Here is a 23,988-nt window from a genome sequence, read left to right as displayed (position 1 = left end):
GTTACTTTAATAGAATACGAATTTTCTGCACCTTTTCTCCTCGTCCGCTATCCTCGAAAATATGTAGATAATACGTTCCGCGCGGAAGCTCTTTCACATTTATCTTAAGAATGTTGTTCTTCATCAACTTGACATTCTTTGTTAAAATCGAACGCACCGGTATACTGGACTTCTCGCTCAAAAGTTCGACCCGTTCAGGCAACTTGCTGCCCGAAAATTCCATACTTATTTCATCTTCGGCAGGATTGGGATAGGCAATAACAGGCCACGGAGCCCAAAACTCCACAGTCTGGCTAGTGGTGCCGCAGCTATTGGTAGCAGCCAGTGGGCTGAATGTCAGACTTTGCCCCGGCTGCAATGCGAAGTCAAATCGCCATAAACCCGCAGTGCCTGTCGGAATACCGCTACTCCATACGGGATTCCACGCAACTGAGTTAGCATCATAACCCAATTCGACGTAATGATCGTCAAAAGCAGATACTATGTTCAAACTGCCCACCGGATTTTTACTCAGATCATAGGTATGACTATTAGCAGCCGGGCTTCCGACATTGACTTTTTTGGTAATAAATCCTGACCCACATCCGTAGTTTATTGTGGCTTTAACGGTTACCAGACCGTTTCCAATCCTGGTAGCAGCACCCGTCGCAGCATTCACAGATAATATGGAAGCATTACTGCTTGACCAGCTCACTGCACCCGCCGGTACACCTGCCAACGAGAAAGTGCCGGTTGTACAAATCTTGTCAGGGCCATTCACCGGCCCTCCGATCGCTTTTGTGAGTGCGCTAAACGCATTAACCCTGCCATGCCCCATTTCATTATTATGGGTCAGGTTCGGGAATTTTGAATTGTTGCCAAGCACGTAATTGTATCCCCCTACTTTATCACAGGTTTCGACCAGCAATTGCCTTACCTGCTGTTGAGTCAAATTAGGTTTTACGGACAATAGCAAAGCGGCGATACCAGCGACCGCTGGCGTTGACCATGATGTCCGGACTCCACTATCCAGCATGTCGACCGAAAATGCTCCACCGATTATTGTGCTTACATTTGGCCCGGGAGCGACCACATCAATTCGACTACCACTGGTAGGCTTGTTAGAATTAGTCCAACGGGTATCGTTATACACTGAGGCTCCAACTGCCAAAACTTTAAGATTCCGACAAGGAAGAAAAAGTGTATTTGTACTATTTTCATTTCCAGCTGCTCCTATTAATACACGCCCATTGTTTGCAGCATTGGTTAGTGCGTTGTCAATGGCCTGATCTATCCCAATATCAGATGCAAAACCAAGTTTCCACGACATGCTAATTACATTTGCATTTGCAGCTGCATAGTTAATCGCCGCTACAATAAATTGATCTTTTGCGGCAGCCCCTATTTTTACAATTTGGGAACCCAAGGTAGCATAAGCCCGAATCGGCAGAATTTTGCATTTATACGCCACTCCTGCAATTCCCAGGTTATTATTAGCCACAGCGGCCGCAATACCAGCGCAATTAGTCCCGTGAGATTCTTCGCCCGCCACTGCCCCGCCGCTTGTGCCCCCGCCCGTAGCATCAAAGCCCGGCACCAAATTATTAACCAGATCAGGATGGTTCAGTTGAACACCGTTGTCAATAATCGCGATTTTGATGTTCGCACAACCCGCAGTGATGTCCCAAGCCTCTGGCAGTTTCATGATAGGAAATCCCCATTGACTGTTGAATAGAGGATCAGACGGACTTCCTGTCGGCTGGATAAAACGCAGGCAATTGGGTTGCGCAAATTCGACCAGGCCTTTCAGATACAATTCGTTGCAAACAGCAATTGGGTTTAGAACAACCGGCTCGCCTTCAAGGAAATAGACCTTGGGATCATACTTATCAATTTCCCTTATCCTCAGCCCCATTTCCGAAACAACGGCCTGAAATCTGCTGAATTCCGTGCCACTTCCGATCTTAACGATCAAATCATCCAAAAATCCGCCGACCTCTTCGCCATCTTCATTTACTATCATGCGGTTAACTGCACTTACATTTGGATCTGCACGTAGCTCTATAAACGCACCATCAATATCATCCTTTAAGATCCTCTCAGGAAACGTGATTATCGCAACATCGTCGATCCCTTTGATGAAATCAACTTTGTCGGCAACGGGAACCGAGCCTGAAAGCACTTGACTTTCAATTACTTTCTTGTCTTTAAATTGTAAAACAGCACGATTTTTACTAAACCAAATGGGGTACCGCTCGTTTTTGGCATGATGGTACATATCCTGCGCATGCGCGACCTCAGGGCACAACCAAGCCGACAGCAAGAAAACAAAACACAAAATGAAAAGCTGCTTCATGTTACTGATGATTAAGGTTCAACAATTAGACATGAAGCAAAAGAGGCCGAAAAATCAGAGGAATTGCCAACCCACTTTTTAAACGGCAGGTATGAATTATCATACAGCATACCGGATTGAATTAAACGTAAATAAGGTGTCGCGATCTGCGCGAAGCATCACAGCTGTGCATCTTTTCTGTTTCGAGTCATGCTAGCCCCAAAAACAATCTCCTTTTCTCACTCTTTTTTCATTCTAAAATTACCCTGAAATCTTTCAATAAATTTGGATTTCAAGCGTAATCCTTCGTATTCATTTCAGACTTTTACAAAGGCTTGAAACAATCTACTTTCGCGCCTTTTTTATACTTTTTCAAGATAAATTAGATTTTTATTTTTATCGGGACAAATGCTGTATGTTTGTGTAAGAATAAACATTAATTTAATTAACAAACTAATTATCAGTAATTTAATAAAACAATAATGTCCTATATAGAACCTGCTCCAATTAAGGATAAGGAGAATCCTCTGGAGTCGATGATGCAAAGATTTGACAAGGCCGTAGACCTGCTGGGAATCTCGGAAGAAATGTACCATATATTGAAAGTACCGCGCAAACAAGTCATTGTGGGATTACCAGTGACAATGGATTCGGGCGAAATCCGGACCTTCGAAGGCTACCGGGTGATCCACTCTACAATCCTCGGCCCAAGCAAAGGCGGTATCCGTTTCGACCCGGATGTAAACCTGGACGAAGTGCGGGCACTGGCCGCCTGGATGACCTGGAAATGCGCGGTTGTAGACATACCTTACGGAGGCGCAAAAGGCGGCGTAGCTTGTAATCCCCGCGAAATGTCGGCGGGAGAAATGGAGCGTCTGATGCGTGCCTACACCACTGCACTTCTGGATGTTTTCGGTCCCGACCAGGATATTCCTGCACCGGATATGGGAACCGGCCCGAGAGAAATGGCCTGGCTGATGGATGAATATTCCAAATCAAAGGGAATGACAATACCTGCTGTGGTAACCGGAAAGCCCCTGGTACTGGGAGGCTCACTCGGCCGCACGGAAGCCACCGGCCGGGGCGTAATGGTGTCGGCCCTTGCAGGTATGGAAAAGCTACGAATCAATCCTTACCGTGCAACTGCGGTTGTACAGGGCTTCGGAAACGTAGGTTCCCATGCCGCCCTGCTGCTTCGCGAAAGGGGTGTTGCTATTCATGCGATCAGCGATATTTCGGGTGCATATTATAATGATAAAGGGATTGATGTCGCGGCGGCAGTGGCTTACCGCGATGCCAATAAAGGATCACTCGAAGGATTTTCCGGAGCCGAACAGATTCCGGGGGACGACCTCCTCACTTTACCCGTTGACGTGCTTGTACCTGCTGCGAAAGAAGATGTGATCACCCGTAAAAATGTAGCTGGTATCCAGGCCAAAATGATCGTCGAAGGCGCAAACGGACCTACTTCCTTCAAGGCAGACGATATCATCAATGAAAAGGGGATTATGGTGGTACCTGACATTCTTGCCAATGCCGGGGGCGTAACGGTTTCGTATTTTGAATGGGTACAGAACAGGATAGGCTACAAATGGACCCTGGAACGTATTAACCGTCGCACCGACCGGATTATGAAGGATTCGTTCGACCACGTATACGAAACATCACTCAAATACAAGGTTTCCCTGAGAATTGCGGCTTACATTGTTGCAATTGACAAGGTTTCAAGTACATACAAATACAGGGGCGGGTTTTAATATGAGAACTGAAAGCCAAGAGGCTGGTTTCTAAAAGATGGTGACTGAATAGCCCACATTTATTGATAACGTTTACGAGGCTGCTCCAAAACCAGGGGCAGCCTCGTTTATATGCCTTAGGACTATGACTAATTTACTTTCTTCATAGAGTTTTTATCAACGTACATATGCACGTAAGAGTAATTACCTGGGTTCTTCACTGCCGAGCTAAATATAAAATCGACTTCTGTGTCTTCTGCAGTAAAAATAATTGTCTGGGCGACCCACTCAGCATGTTTACCTGCCAGACTAGTGATACCATAGTTTCCACTAAACTGCGTTTTTCCAGAAGCATTATACTGTAATCTTACATTCGCCTTTTCAGCAAAAACCGGGATCTTGCCTTGTGCATTTTGTGCAGGAACGGCGCAAGCCACATAATATTTGATCTGATACTTTTGTCCAGGCTTCAAATTCTTAATCGTGGATTTAGCAACCGACGTTGCATTCGATACTCCGGGGATCACGTCGGCGACAATTGAGTTAGTTGTCACAGTAAGAATCCCGCGCATATCGGCAATACCAGGAATTTCCGGCAGCGCCTTGACGAAAGGTTTGGAGTCATCTCCCCAAAGCGATTTCAAACTTGAGGTTCCGGACGGATACATCAAAGGGTTGCCGGATCCTGGATACGTATACCTTTCCCACTTGTCAGCATAACGATCATTTCCCCACACGGCATTGGTGGTTGCCAACTCTGGCTGGAGGATCAATATTCCGCCTCCGATTCCTCTCAGCGATGCCTCTGTTCTTGGTGCAGCCGCCTCCGGCTCAGGAGTCTGAACGTCTTCTTGTGAGCAGCTGGTCATCATCATCATACAAGCTAGGCTCAGGCCAATAGGTAGTTTTTGTACTAAATTCATTTTTTTCATGTTTTAGTTGAACATTTATTACTGTTACTGGCAGCAAAACAAGTGGTTCAAATGAATTAAACCGTCTTAAATGAGCCTGTGGGGAGCCAGGTTTATTTTTCGGCGAAGTTGTACATTTCCGGTCTACAAGAAAATTTCGAAACGGTAGTTTTTGTTGGGCAGGAGATATAAGAAGTTCGGGAGGGAGGGGGAAGGATGTGGATGGGCGGCGGTATTTATCCTTGTAAATTAGCGCTGGATGTTAAAATTGCGAGGATGAGTTGGGGTTAAAGTGCGTTCGTACTGGGAAATATACCGATGGATAATTTGATCTCGGAAACTTAGTAATCTTGTTGTGATCCGTTCTTGATATATGTGTTGATCATAACACTTTCGATTCTATGGTAATCAGAGAAGAATTACTGAGCAGCCCAACATGCTGACTGGTGACTATGCAGATTGAGATCGATGCAAAGGTTATCCCGCTAATTGAAATGATGGGGCTGATTCGGACTAAAATAAGCTCAACTGAGCAGTCTTCATAGGATGAAATGTGCCTATAATAACAAAAGGATTAGGTGCGACCATGTGAAACTCTCTTGTCGTACCTAAAAACAAATAAAGGTCTTTTGTTTTCGCAAAGTCGTCGAAATATTTCTTTTTAACGTCCTCACAAGCTTTGAATTCATCTCCTTCGTGACGTTGCAGACAATTCCAATATAGCATCCCGATTTCCCAATCTTCGATCATCATTGTTCTTTCAATATCATCGTCACTCGTAAATTTATAAGAAAACTTATATGGTAGCTTCTTTACGACTTCGAACGGATTATCCGAATTTTTGAAAAGGTTTAATTGGCTCGCATTTGCTTTCAAAATTTCCAGTTTCTTCTTATCCCAATCTCTTTCAACTTTCTCGATCTTAAAATCCAAAACTGTTTTTGGTTTGAATACGGCTAGTGAAGTATATCGCTTATTATCCTTTGCTCCTGCAATCAGCTCCGTCATGTTAGTATGAACATTTCTGAGCACAACTTCTTTTCTAAGTCGCCAGGTACCCTTCTCGGAATCTATTTTTCCTACAATATTAAAAGGTGAATCAATCGATTTTGGTTTATAACTTTCTAGGCGAAAATCTGAGGTATTTCTTTCTAAATCTATTTCAATCCAGTCGTATTTGCTATACTGCTTGTCATATTCGAGCTTCCGAAATGGTATCGGATAAATTCTTATCCAGCTCCCGTCTTCAAGAAAGCCTGCTGTGCAGACCAGTTCATCATATTTATTTGATAGTGTGGGATAAGTTTTGACCGCGATCAAAACCTTTGTTAGTGCCATTCTATATATGTTTTAGTTCAAATTTCCATTCGGGTAGTTTTATGATTGCTTCTGCTAAATGTTTTCTGTGGCACTGGCAAATGTTTGATTCAAAACAAGTTAGTGCAATTCTCTTTTTGTCCGCCAATAAACGAAGGATTTGTTCCTGCTGACTTACCGTTTTTCGTAAATTTTCCTTTTTATAAATTTCAAAAAGACTGTCGTAATCTTTTTGAGTTTTAAGTTCTTGTCTCTGATCAGATTGAATCCCTACTTCAGGAATATGTAAATAATCGATACCCAGGTTTTCACAAAATGTTTTCAATTGTTTTTTAGAAAATCCATATTTCATGCTTAGTGGATTGCTCCGGACATCGACTAAAACCTTTACATCATTTTTAATCAATCGATTGAGATATTCTTCCAAAGAAATCCCCTCATATCCAATCGTATATAAAATAGTTCGATCATTAACTGGCTTCGCTTTTAGAACATTCTGGTATTGCTCTTCCGTTAAAATTTCCTTTGCCTTGATACTATTGATTGAATAATATTGATAATTCAAATACGTCAGTTTAATCAATGAATTTGCTGTCAGATTACCGTATGAGTTCTTAATATCAATCAGGATTTTCTTGTCCTTTTCATTTAACAGTTTGATGTAATTATCGGAACCGATTTTGGTGTAGCTCACTGAATCTTCCGATAACTGGTCGTGCCCTACCATTGCTACCAAGTCAGCACTAGCCGAAAAGGAGAAGCAGCCGTATTTGTAAGGAACAAAGTCGTAGTCGCGCTTGGATTGTCTTTCAGTAAAAAGGAAGAGCAGCTTCTGAAGGGATATTTTGGGCAAATGTCCGTCAAAGGCCTGTAATAAGGCTAGTATGATTTTTCGTCGGTAGAACATGCTGCAAAGTTAGAGAATTTGCTTTTCTCCCCCACTTTCCGAATATTCGCATTCCCAATTAAATGTATACAAAATGAAAAATCTAGCAAGTATTGCCCTGTTATGGTGTGGATCAAGTGAAAGCTCCTGGGCGCCTTTGTATGGGCGCGGGACACCTAAGACAGGGCATTTTTAATCTTTTTTTCCCAAAAAAACATACAATGAAAAAAACACACTCTACCGAATCTCCGGATTCGATGTGCGTGGCCTATGGCCAGCAAGTACAAGAATTATTTGAACTCAACACCCCCGCCGAGATGGTCGAACATCTCTGGGAGATTTACAGCGGTTTCCAAAGTTTTGATCAGGAAACAGGCTTCAATCCCCGCCAGCTCGATATCTTCTATACTTTCCGGGATCTGCTGCGTTTTTGTCAGCGGATTGAGGCGATGAAGGTGGCTTAGGGAAATGCCATGAATAGTCATTGGTGGTCAGGTATTGGAATCAATTACCTGGCCATTAGCCAAAAACACAAAATCCCCTTTCGGGGATTTTGGCATTTATGAGGAAGATTGACGAAATATTTATTGGTTGTCGTCTTTGGCTGCGCTCAGGCGGACTGTAGGCCTATGCTTCCAAAACCAACTCTTCTTTACGCTCTTTTCTCTTCTTACGTTTGGCAAATCGCTCTTTGATGCGATCTACTACGTAATAAACACTCGGAACCAGGAATATGGTCAGGAGCAATGAGCTGGTCAGACCGCCGATGATTACCCAAGCCATACCGTTTTTTACTTCGGCTCCGTCGCCTGAGGCGAGGGCTATGGGAAGCATACCGGCGATCATAGCAATGGTTGTCATCAGGATCGGGCGGAGACGTTCTTTGCCGGCTTCGATCAATGCATCTTTCAATGCGTGACCTTCTTCTTTCAATTGGTTTGTAAAATCGACGATCAGGATCGCGTTTTTGGCCACCAGACCGAGGAGCATGATCATCCCAACGATTGAAAAGATGGTTAAGCTTTCCATTGTTAATGCTAGTGCGGTCAATGCACCGACCAATGCAACCGGGATCGAGAACAAGACGACGAACGGATAAATGGTACTTTCGTAAAGCGCGACCATGATCAGGTAAATAAGCACAATGCCGAGTACGAGCGCTAGTCCAAGGCTTCCAAATGCGTCGGCCTGGTTCTTCAGGTCACCGCGGTATTCTATAAAAACACCTTCGGGAAGTTTCACACTTGCCATTTTCGCCTGAATGTCAGCACCAATAGAACCGGAAGGGCGGCCTACAACCTGTGAATTAATAGTAATCGAAGACAGACGGTCGATCCGTTGCAAAACGCTTTCTCCCATTCCTTCTTTGATCGTCGCGAATTGTGATAATTCAAATGCCTGGCCTGCGCTGTTTACAAAACTCAGGTGGCGTATATCGTCGGCACTGGAACGGTTGAACTGATCGAGTGTGACCATAATATCGTATTCCTTGCCATTTTCCTTGAATTTCGAACGATCGTCTCCGCGGAATGCCGTTTGCAATGCAGCTCCAACCTCGGCGGCGTTGATGCCGAGTTGCGACATTTTCTCACGGTCCAGAGACACGCCTACTTCCGGTTTCGGATCATCGACGGAGTAATCTACGTTGGCTGTACCTGGAATCGAAGCTACCACATCTTTTACCTGGGCCGCCGTTTTACGGATCACAGCCATATCTGTACCCTTTACAGCTACCTGGATCGGCGCCTGGTTGGCATTACCGGTAATTGAGGTTGGGGCAACGGTCACTTTCACGCCAGGAATCCGGAGAATTTCTTTTTGAATTTGCGTACCAAATTCTTCCGACGACATCGTACGGTCTTTTTTGTCAACCAGCTGAACAGTCAGATCGGCGATGTTACTATTGGACGTAGTTCCCAAACCAGTGCTGCTGTAACCGACATTGGTGAACACTTTTGTAACTTCTTTTCTTGTCAGCAATAGTTTCTCAACACGTTGCGCGATCTGGTTGGTCTGGTAAATAGAAGCAGTAGGAGCTAACTCAATGGATACATTCAGCTCGCCGCGGTCACTCTGCTGCATAAATGCGGCCCCGATAAAACCTCCTGGTACGAGTGCGATAGAGCCCACGATCAACGCGAAAGCAAGGATGAAAATATATCTTTTATGCCCCAGTACCCAGGTTAACATTCTGCCATATTCGTCTTTGATCCGGTCCAAAAACCTTTCAAAACCAAGGTTCAGCTTGCCCCAAAGGGTATTTTTATCCAATATTTCTATTTTACCAAAACGCGAAGCCAGAAGCGGTGTCAGGGTAAATGATACGAACAAACTCATTAAAGTAGAGAAAACCACAACCAGCGAGAACTCTCTCAGAATGTTACCGATCAGACCGGAAGTCATTGCGAGCGGCACGAATACCACGACGTCCACCAAGGTGATCGCGAGGGCAGTAAATCCAATTTCCGCACGTCCGTCGAGCGCAGCTTTCCATCTGCTTTTGCCCATTTCCATGTGGCGGTTGATGTTTTCCAACACCACGATGGAGTCATCGACCAGGATACCCACTACCAGCGACAGCGCCATCAGTGTCATCAAATTGAGTGAAAAACCTAACAGGCTCATCAAAATGAAAGTCGGGATCATGGATGAAGGCAGTGCCACGAGAATAAACATGGAGCTGCGGAAACTGTGCAGGAACATCAGCATCACAATGGATACGATCAAGACGGCTAGACCAAGGTCAAAAACCACTGCGTCGGCTGATGCTAATGTATATATGGATTGGTCGGATGCTATGTTGAATTTCAGCCCGGCAGAGGCATATTGTTTTTCCAGAGTGGTCAAACGTTCGCGCGTTAACTTACTTACATCCACCGCATTGGCATCAGATTGTTTCTGTATCTGCAAAGCCACAGACGGGCGACCATTGATATGGTTCACGGCAGTAGCATCGGCAGTGCCGTCATATACTTCGGCAATATCTTTCAGAAATACCTGTCCGCCAGTACTATTGCGGCCGACGATCACATTTCTCAGGTTTTCAACGGTCGTCAGTTTCGCGTCAAAACGGATCGATAGCTGATCTTCCTGGGTTTTCACCTGACCGGCCGGATATGAAGTATTTGCATTGTTGATCGCCGCAGAAACCTGCGCGATCGACAGGCGATAGGCTTTCAGTTTATCCTGGCTGATATTCACCTGGATCTGACGTTCAGTACCACCGATAATCGTCACCTGGCCTACACCGGTCACGTTGGAAAGTTGTGGTTTCAGTTTATCGTCGATCAAATCGTACAAGGCCGATGGAGATAAATTGGCGGTAACGCCCATTCTCAAAACCGGGATTTCGTCAGTTGAGAACTTGTTAATTACAGGACGGTCGGCATCGTCGGGCAATAACGAAATCACTTGCTCCACTTTGCGTTGCGCTTCCTGTTGCGCCAGGTCGACGCTGATACCTTGTTTCAACTGGATAATCACAGACGAAACGCCTTCCTGCGAAGTTGAATTGATCTGGTCCAAACCTTCGATAGCCGAAACGGCATCTTCGATATGTTTGGTGACATTGGTTTCGACTTCATCCGCGGCCGCGCCACGGTAAGTCGTCATTACACTCACTACATTGGCCTCAAACTTTGGCAATAAGTTATAAGACAATTGTTTATAGCTGATCACACCAAATAGTATCAACACCGTGAATACTACTATGATGAAGAGCGGTCTTTTTACTGCTACTTCGGTGATTGACATAACGTTCTGATTTGCTGATGAAAACTATTTTGTAACATTAACTGCCGCGCCATCGCTGAGGTTGATCTGACCGGTTGTGATCACAGTTTCACCCGATTTCAATCCTGCCAAAACTTCAATATTGTCGCCCAGTTCGCGGCCAACTTCAATCTTACGCTGTTTCGCCACGCCATTTTCCACTGTATATACATAAGGGTTACGTACACTTTCCACCAATGCACTTCTCGGGATCAGCAACGCCTGCTGGCTGCTTTTCTGGCTGAATTCTACGGAAACGAATGTTCCGGCTCTCAATTGATCCGAGTTTTTAATCACAATCTCCACCGGATAATTGTGCGATTCGTCGCCCTGAGGAGCAATGTAGGAGATCACTCCATCAATTTTTTTATCAGGGAAAATACTGGAACCGACCTGTACGTGCTGACCTTCTTTCAATTTGTAAACATCATTTTCAGAGATCATCACCTGTACTTTCAGACGGGACACATCCAGAATAGTACCTAGTGAAGTACCCACGTTGACAAACTCGCCCGGCTCAATGTTTTTCTTGATCACACGGCCGCTGATCGGTGCGGCAATGGATGCATCGCTGATCTGTTGTTTGATCTGCTCGGCCTGGTTCAATGCATTTTCGTAATTGTATTTGGTATCGTTCACCTGAACTTCTGTCGCAGCGTTCCCGGCCAAAAGCTTGTTGTAACGATCCGTATCCTTTTTCAATTTATTGATATTCAACTCAGTTGCTTGCAGCGAAAGCTCTTTCAGTTTGCTGTCCACTTTTACAAGCGTTGTGCCTTGCGAAACGTATGTACCCAGTTCATATTTAACCGACATTACTTTACCCGCAGAGGTTGCCATAATTTCGGCTTGTTTGAAAGGGATCAGACTACCTGTACGGATCAATTGCTGATCTGTGCTGCCTTCCTTAACCGCAACCGCCGTCACAGGAATGGTAACATTCTTGTTGTCAGGCATTACTTTCTTGGCGTCCATTTTGGACTTGTTAGCTACGAGCCTGAACCCGATCAGGAGACCGATGACGAGTATGGAGCTTGCTATAATGATTTTTCTTTTCATGAGACTAATTTTGAATGAGTGAATGAGTGAATGACTGAATCCGCGGTGGAACCGGAGTGAATGTATTTTCTAACTGACTATAAATGACCTAATGACAATTCATGACCTTTTACGGCAATGCTGTGAAGAAGTCGTTCAGACTTCCCTGTGACTGTTCGATGCCTAGTTTGGCCTGGTAGTAGCTTAGCATGGAATTGATGTAATTGCTTTGGGCTTCTTTATATGAAGTTTCTGCATTTAACAGGTCGGAAAGTGGCACTGTGCCTTCTCTGTATTGAAGTGTGGTTACGTCATAAACTTCTTTGGCAAGGGTCACGTTGCTTTCATCGTTGCCGAGGTTCAATTTTGCTTTTTGAAGCTGCGTAGTTGCGTTATGATTTTGCAATTCGTAGTTCTGGACGTTCAATTTCAATTGCTCATTTTGAGTCAGGAGGTTCAGATCAGCTTGTTTGTATTGAGCGTCTCTTTTGAAGCTGTCAAAAATGGGGATAGACAGTTTTACGCCAATTGCACCGTAGCTGAACCAGTTACCCCATGAATCACCCAGGTTCTGTCCCAGCGACTGCAGACCATATCGTCCGTAAACCGATAATTTGGGAAGGTAACCTGCCTTGATACGCTCTTTTTCCAATCCCTGCAGCTGCATATTGATATTCTGGATTTTGAAATCGGTCAGGTTTGCAGCGTCAAATTTGTCTGGCTCAACGAGTTTGAAAGGTTGCTCCAGCGGATTATCTGCCAGTTCAAGCTGCTCTGCCAGTGGCATGCCCATTTGAAACTTCAATTGATTTTGCGACAAAATGAGATTGCTTTCGGCTAATGTCAATTGTGACTTAATATTGTTCAAACTTACTTGTGTGCGGTCGAAATCAACTTTCTTGATCACACCGTTGTCGAGTTGCAGCTGCAATGTGCCTAGGATCTGCTGGGTTTTATCGAGGTTATCTTTCAAAAGATCGATTTGCGCAGAGGTCACAAAAACCTGATAATAAGCATTGGCGACATTATAAATGATCGTCTCCTTGGTTTTGCGGGAATTCAGCTCGGCATTTTCAATGTTCGGCTTGTTGGCTTTCAGTCCTACTAGTAGTGACTGGTCAAAAATCACTTGATCAGCCTGGGCTGATACGTTGGTCGAATACTTGGTACCCAACGCTACCCTCCGGTCTTCTCCACCAAAAAGCGCCCCCGGCAACACGGTCGACTGCAGTTTAAGGTTATCATCGAGTGCACCGCTGCCTGCTACCTGAGGCAGATAACTCGATAACGCTTCCCGGCCCTGCTGCTCGGCAATGCTCTCTTTATACTGGGCAATCTTGACGTTCCCGTTGTTCTTAATCCCGTAGGCAATGCAATCTTTCAAAGTGAGGCGGGTTTGCGCCCAGGAACTTCCCGATGCTACTGCTATTGTAAGGATTGCGATAATCCATTTACGTTTCATTTGTTCTGATTTAAAATTTTGTGGCTAATCTCAATTTAGTTGACACCTCTACTGGTGACATATCAACTATTTATATAAATTTTTTTATTTGTCTATCACTGCTGCTACCCGGTCCAGCAGACCGTTCAATGTATTCCGCTCCTCTTCTGAAAAATGTTCCATAACCTGATTGTCGAAGGCGATAACCAAAGCCTGAATCCTTTCGCATACGAATTTTCCGCTGGCGGTAAGTGTTACAAGGTTCTTTCTTTTATCCACAACATCACTTTCAATTTTCAGAAATCCATCTTTGTATAAAGTTTGCACGGAACGTTGAATCCCTGCTTTGTCCTTTTGCAGCAGGTTTGCAATTTCCTGCTGGGTCATAGCGTGTTCCTGGAAATATACAACCATTAGTATAGGCAATTGTTCGGCCAGCACAGGAATACCTTCCTGCACCAATTGCGCATTCATTTTCTTAAAAACCAGCTTTGTCACAATCCCCAGTTTGAATTGGAGAGAGTTCTTTAAATCTTCCCGGAGATTAATAAATCTATTTAGTGTTGCGTTCATGATGGTACAAATGTAAATTGTGTTGATATATCAACCAAATTTTTCATTAAAAAGTTTTGCGAACGGTCATCAGCTCCGGGTTAAAACCCGGAGTTCCGTGATGAATGGATCCGCCAGCCCCGGGTTTCAACCCGGGGATCGGTGATACGCCGCGCACGATCCGAGGTGCATGATCGGAATTCATCATTCGGATTCACGATCCAGATTCATGACCCGGATTCACGGCACAGATTCACGATCCTGGGATTCCTACCACCGGGATGCGGACGCAAAAAACCCCGGGTTGAAACCAGGGGTTGGGTGAATGCGATGATGTATGAATCGAAGCGTATATGTTACTTCCCAAGCGTCTTGATCAGCATGCCTTTGGTGACTTTAGCCGAAAGGTCCATGCCGTTGATGATAGCGAGGTCGGCGAGTTTGCCGTCAGCTTGTCCGTTGTCTTTTAAAGCATCTTTAAGCGTCCCGTCTTTCTGAACTGATTTGATCCTGATCCTATCGGGCTGGCGGTTTAATATGGAACCATCTGTTACGGCCTTGAATCCCTGGGCAATGGATTTGAACTGCCCGGTATTTGCGGCAAAATTAGCAGCGGTAGCTACGCCATGAATTGCATAGATATTACCTCCATACTGGATCAGCCAGGTTGCAACCTGTATTGAATTTGCTGTCGCCGCGGCAGCCTGACCACTTTGCGTTTGTGCAACTTGCGTAGAAACCATTACAATAGCAGGGTTTCCATTAATTGTAGTTTTATTGTTTTCCGCAACCTGCAGACTGTAATTTTTGATCACAGCCTGAGCAGCTTCGTCCAGAGATTTCCCTTCAGCCATCGTGAACAAAACCATCGATTTTCCATCTTTGGCAGCCATTTGAAACTGAGCCGGTGTATTCTCATATTGCCAGCCGCTGGGTACTGGAAATTGCAGTTTCAGCGTAGGATGATAAAACTGACCATTTTCCACAAAACCCTGCTTTGGATCTTCTCCGTAAATAATCCCGTCTATTTTGCGCAGGTACGAATCTCTGTTCACATTATATTTTGAAGGGTGCTCGGTCTGGTATTGGGTGGCAAGTTTTTCTACCTTATTCATCCTGTCGCCTGGATCCGGGTGCGTTGACTGGAACGTAGGAATGCTCTGGCCGCCTTTTTCACTGATCTTTTTTAAAGTACCAAAGAAATCAGCCATCTGGTGAGCGTCATATCCAATTTTACTGGAATATTCCACGCCTATTTTATCCGATTCTGTTTCATGCTCGCGTGAATAGCTTAGCAGAAGAAGACCTAGCGCCTGCTGAGTCTGGTCAGCCAACCCACGCACGGTTTCCGAAAGCACCATACCCGCCATAAGCCCTACTTGTCCGAAAATCTGGGAAGTTTGCTGACGGGCCGAATGCCTGGCTGTTATATGCCCGATCTCATGCCCAAGAACACCTGCGAATTCAGCCTCATTATTGAAATGCGCCATGATACCCCTGGTAAAGTATACGTAACCGCCGGGCACCGCAAAAGCATTGACAACAGGCGAGTCTACAATGAAAAATTTATAGGGGAGGTCAGGCCTGTGGGATATTTTGGCCATAGCCATTCCCTTTTCGGTAATAAAAGATTGCATGTTTTTATCATCATAAATCCCCATTGTAGCAACAATGGAAGGGTGTGACTCGGCACCCAGTGCGATTTCCTTTTCCTGGGACATGAAGATAATTTCCTTCTTGCCCGTTACCGGATTTTTGGAACAACCTGTAAATAATCCTGCTGCGAAAAAGGCAACCAGAACTTGAAACTGGACTTTCATTTTCATAAAATTGAAACTGTGACTATTATTAGGGAGTTGGTCAAAATTATATTAAGTAGGGTATAATACGAAAGAATCATGCCAATTCGTGTTCTTCGGTTGAAGGACGATCATGGGAATTTCAAATATATTTACTTTTAGCTCCGCATATTATATAAATTACGGTCAATTGGTATAAATGTTTCCATTGGAATATAACCTCGGGCAAGGCCAGGCTTATGTGCACATATTTACACGATGAATTCTAACAAAACGATATACAGTCTGCTGCCACCCTGGCTCGTACGCTTTGATTTCATGGGGCTTTTCGAACAGGACCCTTTTGGCAACTTACTGATAATTAAACGTTTTTTTATTTTCATTATCGGCTGGTTTACATATTACCGTTATACCGCCGTCAATAAAATCCAGATCATGGGCAGCGAACAGCTCGTGGACCTCCCCGACCATGGCGTACTCTTCCTATCCAATCACCAGACCTACTTTGCCGACGTTATCGCATTTTATCATATTTTTTGTGCGACCAAATGGGGCTATAAGGATACGATTTCTCCGCCCTTTTATCTTTTTTCGCCCCGCGCGAGGTGCTATTATGTGGCAGCTTCGGAAACGATGAAAGAAGGCATTTTACCAAAATTGTTCAGCATCGGAGGCGCTATCACTATTGACAGATCCTGGCGTGCCAACGGAGAAAATGTGAAACGTGAACTTGATAACTCGGCCCAGGATAAAATCGGACTTGGATTGGGTCATGGCTGGGTGGTAAGCTTTCCACAAGGCACTACCAAGCCCTATGCGCCTGTAAGAAAAGGAACTGCACACCTGATCAAAGATCATAAACCCATAGTAATCCCAGTGGTCATCAATGGTTTCCGCCGGGCTTTCGACAAAAAAGGACTGCGGTTTAAAAAGCGTAATACAAAGCTCACTGTCCATTTCAAACCGCCCATGCATTTTCTTCCGGATGAGTCACTTGAAAGTATGGTCGAACGCGTCACAAAGGCCATTGAACAGGATCATCCGGGTGACGCAAATGTTTAAAACCTGCCCGCCTGACAACCAAAGGCCTGTTTTAACCGTATATGATGAAAGGCCATTTGGAAAAATTTAAATAAACATGCGGCGTTATTGAGTTATGGGACAAAAAGTGTTGATAACCGGAGGTACCGGCTTAATAGGAAAGCGGCTTACGGAATTGTTGTTACAGAAAGGTTATGAAGTAGCTTATCTGAGCAGAAAAAAAACAAATATCAAATCAGTTCAAGTGTTTGATTGGGATATCAGCAAACACTATATGGATGAAAAATCCCTCGAAAATGTCCGCTATCTGATCCACCTCGCAGGTGCGGGCGTTGCCGAAAAACGCTGGACTGAGGACCGCAAAAAAACTATTATCTCGAGTCGTACTGACAGCATTATTTTAATAGCCAGAAAATTACGGGAGCTCAATATCAGGCCGAAAGCATTGATTTCGGCCTCGGGAAGCAGCTATTACGGTGAAGACACCGGCGATATCCGCCATTCGGAAGCGTCGCCACCGGGTAATGATTTTTTATCAAAAGTTACTTTGGAGTGGGAAAAGGCCGCAGATTCTATTGCTGATCTTGGTGTAAGGACTGTGAAGCTCCGGACTGGTGTAGTACTGAGCAACCAGGGCGGCGCTATTCCTAAAATCGCGCTTCCGGCGCGCTTCGGATTCGGAGCACCGCTTGGCTCGGGTAAGCAATGGATGCCCTGGATACATATCGATGACATCTGCCGGATGTACATTGAAGCAATGGAAAATGAAGCCTGGACAGGGGCCTATAACGCTGTTACCGGATCACCGGTGACCAATGAAGAGCTTACAAAAAAGATCTGTAAAGTCCTGGGCAAGCCGCAGTGGCTACCCAATGTGCCAGCATTTGCGTTGAAGCTGGCGCTTGGTGAAATGTCGAGTGTGGTGCTGGGAAGCAGTTATCTGATCAATCAGCGGGTCACAACTGAAACGGGTTTCAGATATGAGTATCCGGAGATCGGGGCGGCTTTGCAGGAAGTGCTTTCTTAATAGACTTCGGCTATCAGCTGTCGGCTGTCGAAAATGACAAAAGCCGACAGCTGATAGCCGAAAGCCACCCTACTCTTCCTCTTCCTCCCTTTCCTCCTCAGACAATACATGCGTTGGGGCCAGCCATTTATCCCTTTGTGTATTGGATTTCAAATCGTCAAGCACGTTCAGCTGGATATTTCCATTACTGAAAACAGACATTTGCAAGCCGACAAAAGCAAGGGCTTCATTCAGCCTGAATTCGAGGGGCTCGCTGGTATAGATGCATTCTTTCCAGTACCATTCGAGTTTTTCACCTGCTACTTCTTCTACTATATTGATATAATCCTGCAGTGTATATCCGATAAAAGGTTTCCCGAAACGCTCCCAAAGCAACCGCATCACATCGTCGAGCGATTTTCCGTGGTCGGTTTTTTTTCTGAGATACAAATCCAGGATCATCGCCACCAGTGCCCCTTTGTGATATACCGAGACTTTTCTGTGCGGAATACCTTTTTCATAACCATCCAGCCAAAGGTCGAATGAAGACTCCGTCAGTGACTGGGTAGCATGGGCGCTGCCTTCGAAATGCCTTTTCATATAAACCTGCAGTTCCTTTACATAGGCCGCCTCAGCAAAAACGCCAGCTCTTTTCAAGAAAAGATCTCCATAGTAAGTCGTGCAACCTTCGGCCACAAAGCAGGTCTGGAAATAATTTTCTTTGGTAAAATCATAAGGCAAAAGCTCCTTGGGACGAATCTTTATGACGTTCCAGGTATGGAAAAGCTCGTGAGAACTTACACCCAGCAGATCATTGTACAAACCTTCCCCCTCATCGTCCGGCCCGAGTACGATCATCGTAGAATTCTGATGCTCCACGCCGTGATAAAATGCTGTCGGTAAAATGAGGTTCAGAAAATGATATTCACTTTCAGGGAAATCGCCCATCGTTGCGATCTGCTCACGAGAAAATTTTCTGAAATCCCGCTCGATGCGTTTCCAGTTGGGTCGCAGATTACCGTGCATCCAGATATTAAACTGAACGTTTGCTACATAATATTCACATTTCTGAAGACTCGCGGAAGCAAGCAGCGGACTGTCAACGAGTTGGTAAAAATCTCTGGCCGATAATAAATTTTTGTCCAAAACAGGAAGCCCGCAGGCAATCCTGTAACCCTCGGGCAGTTCCAGATGAATCGTATAAGGTTCTGAAATACGGCCTTCCGTATACATGCAGAAGTTGATGAAATTCAGGTACCACAGCTCTTCATCCACATAGCTGCTGCCGGCATTCTGAATAGCAGCATAGTAGGCATACTTTATTTGCACCTCTTTTTGCCCGGCTGTTGCAACCTGCCACCTGTCTTTTGTTACCTTATGCAGTGGCAGATGCTCACCGGTAGATGATAATGCATCAATAAATTGAATATTTTTGGCAAAATTTTGAATTTCGTACCGACCAGGTCTCCACGCAGGCAACTGTATTTCAATGTAATCACTGTCAATACCGGGAATTGTATAAGTGAGCAATAACAAACGGGCCTGCGGATCAGATACGGAAATGTTATAATGCATAATGAGATATTCAAACTTGTTTAGAGGAGCCCGGATCTACCGAATCAGGGGTAAACCAAAACCCCGGATTTCTGCGTTAGTAGTTACAATATTATAAAATAAACGATTTTAAGATGAAAAGTAAAATCCTCCTCTTTTGCATAGCAGCGCTCACATTTTTTGCGCGTCCGGCTGTAATGGCGCAAAATGACGAATATTACCGTCCGGATTCGCTGAGGAAGGAGCAACCTGAAGAAAAGGAAATTCCGCCCGTAGAAAAGCGGCAGCAGGTCATTGAGAAAAAGCAGGACGTGGAGTTTAGCCAGCGACCATTTATTGACCGGGTAAGGCTGGGAGGCAGTTTCGGGCTGAGCCTGGGAACTGTTACGAATGTCAACTTATCACCTATGGCCGGCTACGAACTGACGGAGAAACTGGTCGGTGGAGTGGGTGTAACGGGAATGTATTATAAATCCCGCTACTTCGGTTTCAATGAATTTTACTACGGAGGACGAGCTTTCCTGATGTATTCGATTTTCCCGATGGTCAATGCGATAGCCGAGCTGGAAGGGATGAATGTGGAAGTCGATACTTTTACAAAATACGATGCGCGCAAATGGATCGCGTCGCCCATGCTGGGAGCATCATATTCGCAGCCCATAGGAGGCCGTTTTATAAAAGCGGTTCATTTAACAGCCTTGTTTAATTTTAATTACAACAACCAGCTGGACGATTATGGAAACAACATATCACCATATGGAAGTCCGTTTGTTTTCAGGGTTACTTTCTTGTAACATTTAGATCCCATTAATTGTATATAACAAACCATCGGTTCTTTCGACGCCGGTGGTTTGATTTTTATAATTATGATTGGTGTAAAAAACTAAAGTTTCATCACCATCTCAATTCAATAACTTTGGAGTATGGAAAATCCCGTTTTAATTTTTGGAGCAGGCGATCTGGGTGTTCAGGCACTGGATATTTTTCGCCGTAATAATGTACTGGTCTATGGTCTTCTTGACGATCATAAAGAGCTTCACGGCAAGCAGTACGGAGAAGTAAGCGTGCTCGGAGATACTGACGATACCGCATTTCTTAATATTCTGGGTGAGAAATGTGAGGCGTTTGTTGCCATAGGAGAACGCTCCGTACGCGAAAGATTGGTGGAAACACTTACAGACGATTACAAAAGCATGCCCGTCAACGCGATCCACGACAGTGCTGTGATCTCCGATATGGCAGTCATAGGTCACGGTAACCTGGTCGCCGCCAGGGTCACCATTGGCCCAAAATCCCAAATAGGGCATCACTGCCTGATACAAACTGCATCCGTGATCGATTCTTCAGCTCAAATCGGAGACTATGTTACCATCGGTGCAGGGGCTGTTATCAACGACCGCGTCAAAATCGGTGACGGCGTTTTTATTGGTTCCGGGGCTATCATTGTAGCAGGCATTGAAATCGGTAAAAATGCGCGAATCGGAGCGGGCTCGGTAGTCGTGGAGAATGTAGCCGCAAAAGCCACGTATTTTGGCAATCCGGCCAAGAAGGTCTGATGTCAATAAAAATCCTTTATAGTTTTTTTTATTAATGGTAAGACATTACCTTTGCAGTCCTTTTGACAGAAAAAGTGAAAGAGCTAAGTAAATACAACATAGACATTTACGGTCTGGAAGACAAGCAGTATGACTATGACATGGAGTCCGGTGATGCTTTTTTTCAGGAACTGGACCAGGATTTGATCGAGCACGGGCACTTCAAAACACACGTTGTATTGAACAAATCGGCCACCATGATCCAGCTCAATTTTCACACCCAGGGCATTGTAACATTGATTTGTGACCGTAGCCTTGAACCATTTGAAGAACCAATCGACTCTAACGAGCGCATTATTCTGAAATTTGGTGACCATAATGAAGAGCTGACTGAGGAGATTGAAATCATCAACAGAAATACGACAAGGATCAACGTTGCGCGCTACCTTTTTGATTTCATAGCACTATCACTGCCGTTTAAAAAGATACATCCCGATTTGCGTACGCAAGAGGAAACGGATGATGAAGATGAAACCGAAGGAATATTGGTTTATTCTTCAGAAGACACCGCCGAAACTGAAAGCGAAGGGGAAGAAAAGATTGACCCACGGTGGGAAGCTCTCAAAAAGTTAAAAGGAAATAACTAAGCATTGAATCACGGCAAAATAGCCGGCATATATACAGTTTTACAATCAGAATATAAACAATACAGAACATAAAGCATCATGGCACATCCTAAGCGGAGACATTCCACTACCCGTCGCGATACACGCAGAGCGCATGACTTCCTTACCGGAAAGCAATTAGCTACTGATTCTTCAACAGGAGAAATTCACCAGTTCCACCGTGCGCACGTTCACGAAGGCAACCTGGTTTACAGAGGTAAAGTTGTAGTTGAAAACTATTCTAAAACGGTTTAGTTTCAGTCGATGAGCATATCAATTTCGCAGCAGCCGTATAAAAGTTGTTGCGAAATTCTTTTTTACTACGGCACATCTACTAAATTTACACCTTCGATTTCTAACTTATTAGTCTAAAATAACAGCGTGTAAATGAAAATTGCGGTAGATGCTATGGGAGGAGATTTAGCTCCGCAAGCAATTGTCGAAGGGGTTATTCAGGCCTCTTCTGAGCTACCATCCGAGGCGAGAATCGTTTTGATCGGTCGTGAAAGTGTGATTTGGGACATATTCAACCAGAAAAATTTCACTCCCGTTAATATTGACGTTGTTCACGCAGAAGATGTTATTGAGATGGGTGAACATCCGACAAAGGCACTTTCTCAAAAGCCGAATTCCAGCATCGGAATCGGTTTTAAACTTCTTAAGGAAAAGGAGATCGATATTTTCTGCAGCGCGGGCAATACTGGTGCAATGCATGTAGGGGCACTTTTCAGTATCAAAGCGATTGAAGGAATTTTGCGACCTGCCATTGCCGGTTTTGTACCGCAGGTAGGCGGAGGCCATTCGGTCATGCTGGATATAGGCGCCAACGCAGATTGTAAACCGGAGGTGCTCGCACAGTTCGGCGAAATCGGATCTATTTTTGCCCAATATACTTTTCAGATCGAGCGCCCAAGGGTTGCGCTGATGAACATCGGAGAAGAAGAACAAAAGGGATCACTTACTTCACAGGCGACCTATCCCCTTTTGAAACAAAACAAGCGAATCAATTTTATCGGGAATATCGAAGGGAAGGATCTCTTTACCAACAAGGCCGACGTTATTGTAACCGACGGCTTTACGGGTAATATTATGTTTAAATTAGGGGAATCGCTTTACGAAATTTCTAAGAAAAGAGGATTCAAGGACGACTTTATTGACCAGACGAATTACGAGTCCATCGGAGGAAGTCCCATAATCGGGGTTAACGGAAATGTCATGATCGCACATGGTATTTCTTCACCACTAGCAATACAAAATATGATTGGCTGGGCCTATAAGCAGGTTAAGTCTAAGGCATATTTACATATCGCACAAGCCTTGAGCTAGTAACGGAATATACCGGCAACCACATTATGAACAAACTCATACTTTCTATTTTACCAAAATCTATTCGGTTTTTTGAATAGTTAAATTAAACCATGACCCATATAAAAGCCTCTATAACAGGAATACAAGGGTATGTGCCTGATTATATTTTGACAAATGCCGAGCTGGAAACGATGGTTGCTACAAACGATGAATGGATCGTCAGTCGCACAGGTATCAAAGAAAGGCATATCCTCAAAGGTGAAGGTTTAGGAAGTTCACATATGGGTGCCGAAGCTGTAAAAGGTTTACTGGCTAAAACCAATACGCTTCCCGGTGAGATTGATTTACTGATTTGCGCTACCACCACACCTGACTTTGTTTTCCCTTGCACTGCAAACCTGATTTGTGATATGGTTGGCATTCGCAACGTTGGAAGTTTTGATATCCAGGCCGCATGCTCCGGGTTTGTGTATGCCCTCACACTGGGTTCCCAGTTTATTGAAACCGGAAAATATAAAAAGATTGTGATCGTCGGCGCAGATAAAATGTCCGCGATCGTCGATTACACAGACCGCAAAACATGTGTTCTTTTCGGAGACGGGGCCGGGGCTGTGCTTCTGGAACCGGATACCGAAGGAAATGGAATTATAGATTCGATCATCCGCTCGGATGGCGCCGGTTATCCTTATCTTAACCAAAAAGGCGGAGGCAGCAGATATCCGCCCACACATGAAACAGTTGACAACGGTTGGCATCATGTGTATCAGGATGGTGCTCAGGTATTCAAATTTGCTGTCACCAATATGGCTGATATTTCCGCGGAAATCATGGAAAAAAATGGGCTTAAAGGTGATGATGTTGCATGGCTCGTGCCGCATCAGGCTAACCGGAGAATCATAGAAGCCACTGCGAACCGTATGGGTGTGGGTATGGACAAAGTGATGATGAACATTCAGAACTACGGCAATACAACTTCCGCTACCATCCCGCTTTGTCTTTGGGATTACGAATCACAACTTAAAAAAGGGGATAATCTGGTGTTGGCTGCTTTTGGCGGAGGATTTACCTGGGGTGCCATTTATTTAAAATGGGCCTACGGGGCATAAAAATTAGT

The 23,988-nt window shown here is 44.6% G+C and carries 21 protein-coding genes; 10 read left to right on the top strand and 11 right to left on the bottom strand.

Translation table 11 applies throughout. The annotated features are described in order from the left end of the window. Position 1: 1 nt before the first annotated feature. Entirely contained in the window at positions 2–2,335 is a 2,334-nt protein-coding gene (locus tag FBF61_RS18490) for a S8 family serine peptidase (protein WP_138479953.1), read from the bottom strand. A 461-nt stretch (positions 2,336–2,796) separates the two neighbouring features. Between FBF61_RS18490 and FBF61_RS18485 the strand changes: the two genes are divergently transcribed. Beyond that, entirely contained in the window at positions 2,797–4,071 is a 1,275-nt protein-coding gene (locus tag FBF61_RS18485) for a Glu/Leu/Phe/Val family dehydrogenase (protein ID WP_138479951.1), read from the top strand. Positions 4,072–4,199: 128 nt separating this feature from the next. Here FBF61_RS18485 and FBF61_RS18480 read toward each other — a convergent pair whose 3' ends face one another. The 3 genes from FBF61_RS18480 to FBF61_RS18470 all read right to left on the bottom strand — a co-directional run bounded on the left by FBF61_RS18480 (position 4,200) and on the right by FBF61_RS18470 (position 7,185). Further along, on the bottom strand, positions 4,200–4,982 hold the full coding sequence (locus tag FBF61_RS18480; protein ID WP_166444559.1) for a hypothetical protein: 783 nt from the start codon (positions 4,980–4,982) through the stop codon (positions 4,200–4,202). A gap of 492 nt (positions 4,983–5,474) precedes the next feature. Beyond that, positions 5,475–6,299, bottom strand: a complete 825-nt coding sequence (locus FBF61_RS18475) for a DUF8758 domain-containing protein (protein ID WP_138479947.1) — start codon at positions 6,297–6,299, stop codon at positions 5,475–5,477. Between the two features lies 1 nt (position 6,300). Further along, positions 6,301–7,185, bottom strand: coding sequence for a DUF488 domain-containing protein (locus tag FBF61_RS18470; RefSeq protein WP_138479945.1), 885 nt, complete (start codon positions 7,183–7,185; stop codon positions 6,301–6,303). Between the two features lie 200 nt (positions 7,186–7,385). Between FBF61_RS18470 and FBF61_RS18465 the strand changes: the two genes are divergently transcribed. Next, positions 7,386–7,628 (top strand): hypothetical protein, encoded by a 243-nt coding sequence (locus FBF61_RS18465; RefSeq protein WP_138479943.1) that lies wholly within the window; start codon positions 7,386–7,388, stop codon positions 7,626–7,628. A gap of 163 nt (positions 7,629–7,791) precedes the next feature. On the opposite strand, the gene FBF61_RS18460 is transcribed toward FBF61_RS18465, so the two are convergent. From FBF61_RS18460 to FBF61_RS18440, 6 genes are all read right to left on the bottom strand, one after another. After that, positions 7,792–10,917: an efflux RND transporter permease subunit gene (locus FBF61_RS18460; protein WP_138479941.1), complete on the bottom strand. Its 3,126-nt coding sequence runs from the start codon at positions 10,915–10,917 to the stop codon at positions 7,792–7,794. 24 nt (positions 10,918–10,941) lie between these two features. After that, a complete protein-coding gene (locus FBF61_RS18455) occupies positions 10,942–11,994 on the bottom strand; it encodes an efflux RND transporter periplasmic adaptor subunit (RefSeq protein ID WP_138479939.1) in 1,053 nt (350 codons plus the stop codon). 109 nt (positions 11,995–12,103) lie between these two features. After that, entirely contained in the window at positions 12,104–13,435 is a 1,332-nt protein-coding gene (locus tag FBF61_RS18450) for a TolC family protein (RefSeq protein ID WP_138479937.1), read from the bottom strand. A gap of 84 nt (positions 13,436–13,519) precedes the next feature. Beyond that, positions 13,520–13,987: a MarR family winged helix-turn-helix transcriptional regulator gene (locus FBF61_RS18445; RefSeq protein WP_138479934.1), complete on the bottom strand. Its 468-nt coding sequence runs from the start codon at positions 13,985–13,987 to the stop codon at positions 13,520–13,522. 46 nt (positions 13,988–14,033) lie between these two features. Further along, positions 14,034–14,174, bottom strand: coding sequence for a hypothetical protein (locus FBF61_RS34665; RefSeq protein WP_166444558.1), 141 nt, complete (start codon positions 14,172–14,174; stop codon positions 14,034–14,036). 148 nt (positions 14,175–14,322) lie between these two features. After that, entirely contained in the window at positions 14,323–15,792 is a 1,470-nt protein-coding gene (locus FBF61_RS18440; protein ID WP_138479932.1) for a M48 family metalloprotease, read from the bottom strand. Positions 15,793–16,023: 231 nt separating this feature from the next. On the opposite strand from FBF61_RS18440, the gene FBF61_RS18435 reads away from it, so the two are divergent. Beyond that, positions 16,024–16,827 carry a lysophospholipid acyltransferase family protein gene (locus FBF61_RS18435; protein ID WP_138479930.1) on the top strand — a complete coding sequence of 268 codons (804 nt, stop codon included), beginning with the start codon at positions 16,024–16,026 and terminating at the stop codon, positions 16,825–16,827. A gap of 94 nt (positions 16,828–16,921) precedes the next feature. Continuing rightward, positions 16,922–17,833: a TIGR01777 family oxidoreductase gene (locus tag FBF61_RS18430; RefSeq protein ID WP_138479928.1), complete on the top strand. Its 912-nt coding sequence runs from the start codon at positions 16,922–16,924 to the stop codon at positions 17,831–17,833. A 69-nt stretch (positions 17,834–17,902) separates the two neighbouring features. Here FBF61_RS18430 and FBF61_RS18425 read toward each other — a convergent pair whose 3' ends face one another. Further along, positions 17,903–19,387 (bottom strand): M61 family metallopeptidase, encoded by a 1,485-nt coding sequence (locus FBF61_RS18425; protein ID WP_138479926.1) that lies wholly within the window; start codon positions 19,385–19,387, stop codon positions 17,903–17,905. Between the two features lie 113 nt (positions 19,388–19,500). Between FBF61_RS18425 and FBF61_RS18420 the strand changes: the two genes are divergently transcribed. From FBF61_RS18420 to FBF61_RS18395, 6 genes are all read left to right on the top strand, one after another. After that, positions 19,501–20,160 (top strand): hypothetical protein, encoded by a 660-nt coding sequence (locus tag FBF61_RS18420; protein WP_138479924.1) that lies wholly within the window; start codon positions 19,501–19,503, stop codon positions 20,158–20,160. 129 nt (positions 20,161–20,289) lie between these two features. Further along, a complete protein-coding gene (locus FBF61_RS18415; protein WP_138479922.1) occupies positions 20,290–20,922 on the top strand; it encodes an acetyltransferase in 633 nt (210 codons plus the stop codon). Positions 20,923–20,996: 74 nt separating this feature from the next. Then, a complete protein-coding gene (locus FBF61_RS18410) occupies positions 20,997–21,548 on the top strand; it encodes a YceD family protein (RefSeq protein ID WP_229215119.1) in 552 nt (183 codons plus the stop codon). A gap of 78 nt (positions 21,549–21,626) precedes the next feature. After that, positions 21,627–21,821 (top strand): 50S ribosomal protein L32, encoded by a 195-nt coding sequence (gene rpmF / locus FBF61_RS18405; protein ID WP_138479918.1) that lies wholly within the window; start codon positions 21,627–21,629, stop codon positions 21,819–21,821. A 132-nt stretch (positions 21,822–21,953) separates the two neighbouring features. Then, positions 21,954–22,892 carry a phosphate acyltransferase PlsX gene (plsX, locus tag FBF61_RS18400; protein ID WP_138479916.1) on the top strand — a complete coding sequence of 313 codons (939 nt, stop codon included), beginning with the start codon at positions 21,954–21,956 and terminating at the stop codon, positions 22,890–22,892. 92 nt (positions 22,893–22,984) lie between these two features. Further along, positions 22,985–23,980 carry a beta-ketoacyl-ACP synthase III gene (locus FBF61_RS18395; RefSeq protein ID WP_138479914.1) on the top strand — a complete coding sequence of 332 codons (996 nt, stop codon included), beginning with the start codon at positions 22,985–22,987 and terminating at the stop codon, positions 23,978–23,980. Positions 23,981–23,988: the final 8 nt, after the last annotated feature.

The organism is Dyadobacter bucti (assembly GCF_005869225.1).
Classification (GTDB): Bacteria; Bacteroidota; Bacteroidia; order Cytophagales; family Spirosomataceae; genus Dyadobacter; species Dyadobacter bucti.
This window is presented reverse-complemented; position numbering and strand designations above follow the sequence as displayed.